Consider the following 9,714-nt stretch of genomic DNA (forward strand, 5'->3'; position numbering starts at 1 on the left):
GTTATGGCACTTTGGGGTGGGCGTTTTACACAGGCAGCGGATCAGCGGTTCAAACAGTTCAACGACTCTTTGCGCTTCGACTACCGCCTGGCCGAACAGGATATTGTCGGCTCTGTGGCCTGGTCCAAAGCGCTGGTGACCGTTGGCGTGCTGACCGCAGACGAACAGCAGCAGCTGGAAGAGGCGCTGAACAATCTGCTGGAAGAGGTGCGTCTGGATCCGCAGCAAATCCTCCAGAGCGATGCTGAAGATATTCACAGCTGGGTGGAAGGCAAACTGATCGACAAAGTCGGCCAGTTGGGTAAAAAGCTCCATACCGGGCGTAGCCGTAATGACCAGGTGGCGACCGACCTGAAGCTGTGGTGCAAAGAGACCGTCGGCGAACTGCTGGCGGCGAATCGTCAGTTGCAGGGCGCGCTGGTGGACACCGCGCAGAACAATCAGGACGCGGTGATGCCGGGTTATACCCACCTGCAACGCGCGCAGCCGGTGACGTTCGCGCACTGGTGTCTGGCCTATGTTGAGATGCTGGCGCGTGATGAGAGCCGTTTACAGGATACCTTAAAGCGTCTGGACGTGAGCCCGCTGGGCAGCGGCGCGCTTGCCGGCACGGCTTATGAAATTGACCGTGAGCAGCTGGCAGGCTGGCTGGGCTTTGCCTCCGCCACCCGCAATAGTCTGGACAGCGTCTCTGACCGTGACCACGTGCTGGAACTGCTCTCAAATGCGTCTATCGGGATGGTGCACCTGTCGCGCTTTGCCGAAGACCTGATCTTCTTTAACTCTGGCGAAGCCGGGTTTGTGGAGCTGTCCGACCGTGTGACGTCCGGCTCCTCCCTGATGCCGCAGAAGAAAAACCCGGACGCGCTGGAGCTGATCCGCGGGAAATGTGGCCGCGTGCAGGGTGCGCTGACCGGTATGATGATGACCCTGAAAGGGCTGCCGCTGGCGTACAACAAAGACATGCAGGAAGACAAAGAGGGGCTGTTCGACGCGCTCGACACCTGGCTGGACTGTCTGCATATGGGCGCGCTGGTGCTGGACGGCATTCAGGTGAAACGTCCGCGCTGCCAGGAAGCGGCGCAGCAGGGGTATGCTAACTCTACCGAGCTGGCGGACTACCTGGTGGCGAAAGGCGTACCGTTCCGCGAGGCGCACCATATTGTGGGTGAAGCGGTAGTGGAAGCGATTCGTCAGGGTAAAGCCCTTGAAGAGCTGGCGCTTGCCGACCTGCAAAAATTCAGCGCGGTTATCGGGGATGATGTCTACCCGATTCTGGCCCTGCAATCCTGCCTGGATAAGCGTGCAGCGAAAGGCGGCGTGTCACCGAAGCAGGTAGCGCAGGCGATTGCGGATGCGAAAAACCGGTTGGTTTAAACCGTGCGGGCTGGTGCCCTCACCCCGGCCCTCTCCCACTGGGAGAGGGAGAAAAACGGAGCCTGGCTTAGTGCTGGGCTTTTTTTTACGCAAAAAAAAGCGGACCACGGGGTCCGCAAAAGTTCACGTTGGCTTTAGTTTTTCGAGTTTTGAGAGAAACTCGCTGACGGTGCGGGGACGTCAAGGGTCAAACACGTGCCGCCTCGTCTATGTGATGTATTATTCAACAGAATGCTTGATAGGGATAATCGTTCGTTGCTATGCTATCTATCGCCATGAACTATCGTGGCGACGGAGGATGAATAATGAATATTCGTGATCTTGAATACCTGGTAGCGTTAGCTGAGCATCGCCATTTTCGCCGCGCGGCAGACTCCTGCCATGTCAGCCAGCCAACGCTGAGCGGTCAGATCCGCAAGCTGGAAGATGAGCTGGGCGTGATGCTGCTGGAGCGCACCAGTCGTAAAGTACTGTTCACGCAGGCAGGTCTGCTGCTGGTGGATCAGGCGCGCACCGTACTGCGCGAGGTCAAAGTGCTCAAGGAAATGGCAAGCCAGCAGGGGGAAGCGATGTCCGGCCCGCTGCATATTGGCCTGATCCCAACCGTTGGCCCGTACCTGTTGCCGCACATCATTCCGATGCTGCACCAGACGTTCCCGAAACTCGAAATGTACCTGCATGAAGCGCAAACCCATCAGCTGCTGGCGCAGTTAGACAGCGGTAAGCTCGACTGTGCGATTCTGGCGCTCGTTAAAGAGAGTGAAGCGTTTATTGAAGTACCGCTGTTCGATGAGCCGATGATGCTGGCGATTTATGAAGATCACCCGTGGGCGAACCGCGATCGCGTACCGATGGCCGATCTGGCCGGTGAAAAACTGCTGATGCTGGAAGACGGCCACTGTCTGCGCGATCAGGCGATGGGCTTCTGCTTCGAAGCGGGTGCCGATGAAGATACCCATTTCCGCGCAACCAGCCTGGAAACGCTGCGTAATATGGTGGCGGCGGGAAGCGGTATTACGCTGTTGCCGGCGCTGGCGGTGCCGCACGAGCGTAAACGTGATGGCGTGGTCTATCTGCCGTGTATTAAGCCGGAGCCGCGTCGCACCATTGGTCTGGTTTATCGTCCGGGGTCACCGCTGCGCAGCCGCTATGAGCAGCTGGCAGAGGCCATCCGCGGTGCGATGGATGGCCATTTTGACAGCGCGTTAAAACAGGCGGTTTAAGCCGTTCAGCGCAGCGACCCGATAAGCTTCCGCCATGGTCGGGTAGTTAAAGGTGGTGTTAACGAAGTACTCAATGGTGTTGCCACCACCTTTTTGCTCCATGATCGCCTGGCCGATATGAATGATTTCCGCCGCGCGTTCACCGAAGCAGTGAATACCGAGGATCTCTTTCGTCTCGCGATGGAACAGGATCTTCAGTGTACCCACGCTCATTCCCACGATTTGCGCCCGCGCCAGATGTTTAAACTGGGCACGACCCACCTCGTAAGGCACCTTCATGGCCGTCAGCTGCTGCTCGGTTTTGCCGACAGAGCTGATTTCCGGAATGGTGTAGATGCCCGTCGGGATATCTTCAATCAGATGCGCCGTCGCTTCACCTTTCACCAGCGCCTGTGCGGCGATGCGGCCCTGATCGTAAGCGGCGGAGGCCAGGCTTGGGTAACCAATCACGTCGCCCACCGCGTAAACGTGCGGCAGCGCAGTCTGGTACATGCTGTTGACCTTGAGCTGACCGCGGCTGTCGGTTTCAAGCCCGATATTCTCCAGCTGCAATGAATCCGTGTTGCCGGTACGGCCGTTGGCATACAGCAGGCAGTCGGCTTTCAGCTTCTTACCGGATTTCAGGTGCATGATCACACCGTCATCGCAGCCTTCGATTTTCTCGTACTCTTCGTTGTGGCGAATCACCACGCCACTGTTCCAGAAGTGGTAGGAGAGGGAATCTGACATCTCCTGATCGAGGAACGCCAGCAGCCGGTCGCGGGTGTTGATCAAATCAACTTTGACCTCCATTCCGCGGAAGATCGACGCATATTCACAGCCAATCACCCCCGCACCATAAATGATCACATGGCGTGGCTCGTGGTGCAGGCTGAGGATGGAGTCGCTGTCGTAAATGCGCGGGTGCGAGAAATCCACGTCTGCCGGATGGTAAGGACGGGAGCCGCAGGCGATCACAAATTTTTCAGCGGTGAGCGTCTCAACCGAACCGTCGTGGCACTCCAGCGCCAGGGTGTGTTCATCCACAAAATGCGCGTTCCCTTGCAGAATTTCACAGTGGTTGCGCTCATAGAAACCCTGACGCATGCGCGTCTGCTGGTTAATGACCGTGTCTGCGTGATTCAGGATATCGGCAAAGGAGGAGCGAAGAAGTCGGGAGTGGTCGCTGTAAAGAGGGTTCTGGTTAAATTCGATAATGCGGCTAACGGCGTGGCGGAGGGCTTTCGAAGGGATGGTGCCCCAGTGGGTGCAACCGCCGCCGACATTATGGTAGCGCTCAATAACCGCTACTCTGGCTCCCTGTTTTACCAGACCCATAGCAGCACCTTCGCCGCCGGGGCCGGAACCAATAACTATTGCGTCGTAATCGTAGGAATGTGGCATGGCAAGGCTTACCTGTTCTTATACATAAAAGCAACAGAATCATAACATCATTGCCAGGGTAACCCAATTATCGTTGTGCTTTTTTCGGGCAGTGGAGCACAAACCGCGCGTAAACAATCATTCACAAAGTCAGGTAAACAGATTAATTTTATTCTCTGGTATAGTGCCAACGGGCCTTTGGAAGGATTCAACTATCGTGATGGGCGTAAGAGCACAACAAAAAGAGAAAACCCGGCGTTCGCTGGTGGAAGCCGCATTCAGTCAACTGAGTGCTGAGCGGAGTTTTGCCAGTTTGAGCCTGCGTGAAGTGGCGCGCGAGGCCGGGATTGCGCCAACGTCCTTCTATCGTCATTTCCGTGATGTGGATGAACTGGGCCTGACCATGGTCGACGAGAGCGGTTTGATGCTGCGCCAGCTTATGCGTCAGGCGCGTCAGCGTATCGCCAAGGGCGGCAGCGTGATCCGCACTTCCGTGTCGACATTTATGGAATTTATCGGCAATAACCCTAACGCGTTTCGCCTGCTGTTGCGTGAGCGTTCCGGAACGTCAGCCGCGTTTCGTGCCGCCGTCGCGCGTGAAATTCAGCATTTCATCGCGGAACTTGCCGACTATCTTGAACTCGAAAACCATATGCCGCGTGCGTTTACTGAAGCACAGGCTGAGGCGATGGTGACGATTGTGTTCAGCGCGGGTGCTGAAGCGCTGGATGTCAGCATTGAACAACGTAAGCAACTCGAAGAGCGACTGGTATTGCAGCTGCGGATGATTTCTAAAGGTGCGTACTACTGGTATCGCCGTGAACAAGAGAAGTTGGCACATCAAAACGATGAGTGAAGGTGAGTAATGAAACAGTCAGGTCAGGATAAAGGAACGCTGTTGCTGGCATTGATCGCTGGCTTATCCATTAATGGTACGTTTGCGGCGGTTTTCAGCTCAATTGTACCGTTCTCGATTTTCCCGATTATCGCGCTGGTGCTGACGGTGTACTGTCTGCATCAACGTTATCTGAACCGCACGATGCCAGTTGGGTTACCGGGACTGGCCGCAGCCTGTTTTATTCTGGGTGTATTGCTTTATAGCACGGTGGTGCGCGCGGAGTATCCGGATATTGGCTCTAACTTCCTGCCTGCGGTACTGTCTGTGGCGCTGGTGTTCTGGATTGGCTCTCGCATGCGTAGCCGCAAGAGCGAGTTGCCGGAGTAGAGAAGGGTTTTGTAGTCGTTGTAGGGCAGGTAAGCGAAGCGCCACCTGCCAAAAAATGCCGGATGGCGCTACGCTTATCCGGCCTAAAGATTATCGTGCAGTAAGCAGTACGCCGCACTCCATATGGTGCGTATACGGGAACTGATCGAACAGCGCCAGACGTTCAACCTTGTGCGTCTGGCTTAATGTTTCCAGATTCTTGCACAGCGTCTCCGGGTTACAGGAGATGTACAAAATACGCGGGTACGCCTGCACCATCTTCTCGGTTTCGCTGTCCAGGCCACTGCGCGGCGGATCGACAAAAATTGTCTCACACTGGTAGCTCTTCAAATCAATCCCTTGCAGGCGGTTAAACTCGCGTACGCCGTTCATCGCCTGGGTAAACTCTTCTGCCGCCATACGAATAATTTGTACGTTATCAATATGGTTAGCGGCGATGTTGTACTGCGCGGCTGCCACCGACGGTTTGGCGATTTCCGTCGCTAGCACGCGTTCGAAGTTACGCGCCAGCGCCAGCGAGAAGTTGCCGTTACCGCAGTAGAGTTCCAGCAGATCGCCCTTAGACCCTTCCGTCGCCTTCAACGCCCACTCCAGCATCTGCACGTTCATGGCGGCATTCGGCTGGGTGAAGCTGTTCTCCACCTGACGGTAAACCATCTCTTTTCCTGCCACCGGCAGACGCTCGTCGATGTAATCCTGGTCCAGCATGATTTTGGTTTTGGTCGCGCGGCCAATCAGGTGCACGTTGATATTCTGCGCGCGCAGCGCATCGCGCAGGGCTTCTGCCTGCTCGCGCCACTCGTCGGTCAGTGCTTTGTGATAGAGCAGAGAAACAATGGCCTGATTGCTTTGGGTGGTCAGGTAGTCAATCTGGAACAGCTTGTTGCGCAGTACCGGATTGTTGCGCACACCGTCGATCATCAGCGTCATCAGCTGGTTGATGAGCTCACTCGCCGCCGGAAAACTGTCTACGCGAATACGGGATTTCGTCTGCTGATCGAAAATGATGTGGTACAGGTCATCGCCATCGTGCCAGATGCGGAACTCAGCGCGCATACGGTAGTGGCTGACCGGAGAACGAAACACCTCGGGAACCGGCGCGTTGAAAGGCGTCATCATACTTTGCAGGCGGACAACTTTTTCTGCCAGCTGTGCGTCGTACTGTTCTGTCGGGAGGTGTTCGGGGGTCATGATGCGTCCTGAGTGATAAAGAATTACGCGGGGATTGTAGGGATTGTGCAGTGGATGTCCAGATTTAATGGCTAATAGCTATCTGGACATCTATACGTGTCTAATTGTAGCATTCTGTTTCCGGTCTCCTGAGAGTGAAAAGGGAATCCAGTGCAAATCTGGAGCTGACGCGCAGCGGTAAAGACTGGCGGGATGAGAGTTGTAGACACTGTGAAAATGGGAAGTCTTCATCCGTATAACGCCACCCAGCCCGAAGACCTGCCGGGATCACGTCGCATTTGGTTTCATCATCGCGTGCTATCGGTGAGGCCTGCGGCATCCTTCTTATATTGTGGATGCTTTAACAATGATTAAAAAATTTCGCTGTTGACGGTGTTTTCCGTCACGGCATTTTCGGGCTGGGCGCAGGAAAGCGCCGACTCGTTGGTGGTGACAGCAAACCGTTTCGAACAACCAGCAAAAACCGTTCTGGCTCCGACCTCCGTCGTGACGCGTGAGGATATTGAACGCTGGCAGGCAACGAGTGTTGTGGAAATCATGTCACGCCTGCCGGGTGTGGACATCGCACAAAGCGGCGGGATGGGGTCGACCTCTTCAACGTTTATTCGCGGTACGGAATCCCGCCATGTTCTGGTACTGATTGATGGTATCCCTCTGAATAATGCCGGGATCAGCAACGTTCCCGATTTAAGCCAAATTCCGACGTCGCTGATTCAGCGTATTGAGTACATTCGCGGCCCACGTTCGGCGCTGTATGGCTCCGACGCGATTGGCGGTGTGATTAACATCATTACCGGGCGCGACAAGCCGGGTGCGGAAATTTCTGCGGGTGTCGGTTCAAAGGGGTATCAAAACTATAACGGTGCCTTCCAGCAGGTGTTCGATAAAACCAAAATCACCATGGCCGGTGATTATACCTATACCCGTGGTTTTGATATTGCCGCAAAAGATGCCCCGCGCCAGCCAGACCGCGATGGTTTTATGAGTAAATCGCTGTTTGGCTCGGTGGAGCAGCAGTTTACCGACAGCGTCAGCGGATTCGTCCGTGGCTTTGGCTACGATAACCGCTCCGCGTATGACGGTTACGATCACTATGGCGCGACCGGCATTGATGGGCGGCCGGACACGCGTCAGGTTTACAGCCAGAACTGGGACACCGGGTTGCGCTATAACCAGGGTATTTTCCAGTCACAGCTGGTGGCAGGGTATGGCCGTAGCAAAGATCAGAACTATGATCCGAAAAAAGGCCGCTACGCTGACTCCGCAACCATGGATGACGTGAAGCAGTACACCACCCAGTGGCTGAATACGGTTGAAGTGGGGCACGGCAATATCGGCGCGGGTCTGGACTGGCAGAAGCAGAAAACCCAGGCGGGTACGGGCTATCTGGAAAAAGGTTACGAACAACGTAATACCGGCGTGTTCCTTTCGGCGATGCAGCAGTTCAACAGCGTGACGCTGGAAGCGGCGGCGCGTAATGACGATAACTCTAATTTTGGCAATCACGCCACCTGGCAGACCAGCGCCGCATGGGAGTTCATCGAGGGGTATCGCATCATCGGTTCTTACGGCACAGCGTATAAAGCGCCGACCATGAGCCAGATCCACAGTAAGGATTACGGCAATCCGGACCTGAAGCCAGAAGAGAGTAAGCAGTGGGAAGGCGGCTTTGAAGGCCTGACGGGGCCGGTAAACTGGCGCGTGACGGGTTATCGTAATGATATTGATAACCTGATTAACAGCGACCCGCGGACCTACCGTTATTACAACGTGGATGAGGCTCGCATCAAAGGGATTGAGGTGACGGCGCAGTTCGATACCGGACCGGTAGGGCACCAAATTTCCTATGACTACGTTGACCCGCGCAATGCGAAAACCAACGAAGTCCTGGCACGTCGCTCAAAGCAGCAGGTTAAGTATCAGCTTGACTGGCAGGTGTGGGATCTCGACTGGAATCTGGCGTACCGTTATCTGGGCACTCGCTATGACGTTGCCGTTGATCCGAATACCTATGCAACAGAACGCGTGAAAATGGGCGGCGTCAGCCTGTGGGACGTCGCGGTTTCATATCCCGTCACCTCTCATCTCACAGTTCGTGGTAAAATAGCCAACCTGTTCGATAAAAATTACGAGACAGTTTATGGCTACCAAACTGCAGGACGGGAATACACCTTGTCTGGCAGCTACACCTTCTGATCCGCGTCCCACCGTGCTGGTGTTTGATTCCGGCGTCGGTGGGCTTTCGGTCTATGATGAGATTCGGCAGCTCCTGCCGGATCTCCATTACATCTACGCCTTCGATAACGTCGCGTTCCCGTATGGGGAAAAGAGTGAAGACTTTATTGTTGAGCGTGTGGTTGAAATCGTCACCGCGGTACAAAAGCGTTATCCCCTGGCGCTGGCGGTCATTGCCTGTAATACGGCAAGCACGGTCTCTCTTCCTGCCCTGCGCGAAAAATTCCCGTTCCCGGTTGTGGGCGTTGTTCCGGCAATCAAACCTGCGGCGCGTCTGACGGCGAACGGCATTGTGGGGTTGCTGGCTACGCGCGGTACGGTAAAACGTCCTTATACGCGTGAGCTTATTGAGCGCTTTGCCAATGAATGCCAGATCGCCATGCTCGGCTCCGCGGAGCTGGTGGAAATGGCGGAAGCGAAACTGCACGGCGAGACGGTATCGCTTGAAGAGCTGCGTCGTATTCTGCGTCCATGGCTGCGGATGCAGGAACCACCGGATACGGTTGTTCTCGGCTGCACCCATTTCCCGCTATTACAGGAAGAGCTGTTAAAGGTTCTGCCTGAAGGGACCCGGCTGGTGGATTCCGGTGCTGCGATTGCGCGTCGGACGGCCTGGTTGCTGGAACACGAGGCGCCGGATGCGAAATCCGCGGATGCGAACATCGCTTTTTGTATGGCGATAACAAAAGAAACCGAACAACTTTTGCCCGTTTTACGTCGTTATGGCTTCGAAACGCTCGAAAAACTGGCGCTGTAGCACGGTTTTGAGCAAAAAAGAGACGGTTGAACGTTTTTTTTCAAAGAGGGGTTGTCAACGTCTGAGAACTCCCTATAATGCGCCTCCACTGACACGGAACAACGGCTTACAAGCCGCCGGGACAGCGGGGTTCAGAGATGAACGCCAACAGAGAAAAGTGAAAATAATTGCTTGACTCTGAATGAGGAAAACGTAATATACGGGACCTCGCAACGATGAGCTGAAAGCCGCGTTGCAACTGCTCTTTAACAATTTATCAGACAATCTGTGTGGGCACTCAAAGTGACATGGATTCTTAACGTCCTCGGACGATAAATGAATACCAAGTCTCAACGAGTGAACAC

Annotated in this window: 8 protein-coding genes and 1 riboswitch; of the genes, 6 read left to right on the plus strand and 2 right to left on the minus strand. The window is 55.0% G+C overall.

What is annotated here, in order from left to right; all coding sequences use genetic code 11:
* Positions 1–3: 3 nt before the first annotated feature.
* Positions 4–1,377: an argininosuccinate lyase gene (gene argH, locus ACOTX1_RS19385; protein WP_003862053.1), complete on the plus strand. Its 1,374-nt coding sequence runs from the start codon at positions 4–6 to the stop codon at positions 1,375–1,377.
* Positions 1,378–1,682: 305 nt separating this feature from the next.
* On the plus strand, positions 1,683–2,600 hold the full coding sequence (oxyR, locus tag ACOTX1_RS19390) for a DNA-binding transcriptional regulator OxyR (RefSeq protein WP_008501786.1): 918 nt from the start codon (positions 1,683–1,685) through the stop codon (positions 2,598–2,600).
* Here oxyR and sthA read toward each other — a convergent pair.
* Complete coding sequence (sthA, locus tag ACOTX1_RS19395; RefSeq protein ID WP_003862057.1) at positions 2,583–3,983, minus strand: Si-specific NAD(P)(+) transhydrogenase; 1,401 nt, start codon at positions 3,981–3,983, stop codon at positions 2,583–2,585. The two genes, oxyR and sthA, sit on opposite strands and share 18 nt — an antisense overlap.
* Before the next feature lie 196 nt (positions 3,984–4,179).
* On the opposite strand from sthA, the gene fabR reads away from it, so the two are divergent.
* On the plus strand, positions 4,180–4,818 hold the full coding sequence (gene fabR / locus ACOTX1_RS19400) for an HTH-type transcriptional repressor FabR (protein ID WP_003862059.1): 639 nt from the start codon (positions 4,180–4,182) through the stop codon (positions 4,816–4,818).
* A gap of 9 nt (positions 4,819–4,827) precedes the next feature.
* Positions 4,828–5,187, plus strand: coding sequence for a YijD family membrane protein (locus ACOTX1_RS19405; RefSeq protein WP_003862061.1), 360 nt, complete (start codon positions 4,828–4,830; stop codon positions 5,185–5,187).
* Positions 5,188–5,277: 90 nt separating this feature from the next.
* On the opposite strand, the gene trmA is transcribed toward ACOTX1_RS19405, so the two are convergent.
* Entirely contained in the window at positions 5,278–6,378 is a 1,101-nt protein-coding gene (gene trmA, locus ACOTX1_RS19410) for a tRNA (uridine(54)-C5)-methyltransferase TrmA (RefSeq protein WP_003862063.1), read from the minus strand.
* Positions 6,379–6,482: 104 nt separating this feature from the next.
* A riboswitch (cobalamin riboswitch) is annotated at positions 6,483–6,658 on the plus strand.
* Between the two features lie 77 nt (positions 6,659–6,735).
* On the opposite strand from trmA, the gene btuB reads away from it, so the two are divergent.
* Both btuB and murI read left to right on the plus strand, forming a co-directional pair.
* On the plus strand, positions 6,736–8,574 hold the full coding sequence (gene btuB, locus ACOTX1_RS19415; RefSeq protein WP_421766864.1) for a TonB-dependent vitamin B12 receptor BtuB: 1,839 nt from the start codon (positions 6,736–6,738) through the stop codon (positions 8,572–8,574).
* Positions 8,519–9,370, plus strand: a complete 852-nt coding sequence (gene murI, locus ACOTX1_RS19420; protein WP_003862067.1) for a glutamate racemase — start codon at positions 8,519–8,521, stop codon at positions 9,368–9,370. The genes btuB and murI overlap by 56 nt, the downstream gene beginning before the upstream one ends.
* Positions 9,371–9,714: the final 344 nt, after the last annotated feature.

It is taken from the genome of Enterobacter cloacae complex sp. IR5401 (assembly GCF_049238425.1).
GTDB lineage: Bacteria > Pseudomonadota > Gammaproteobacteria > Enterobacterales > Enterobacteriaceae > Enterobacter > Enterobacter hormaechei_C.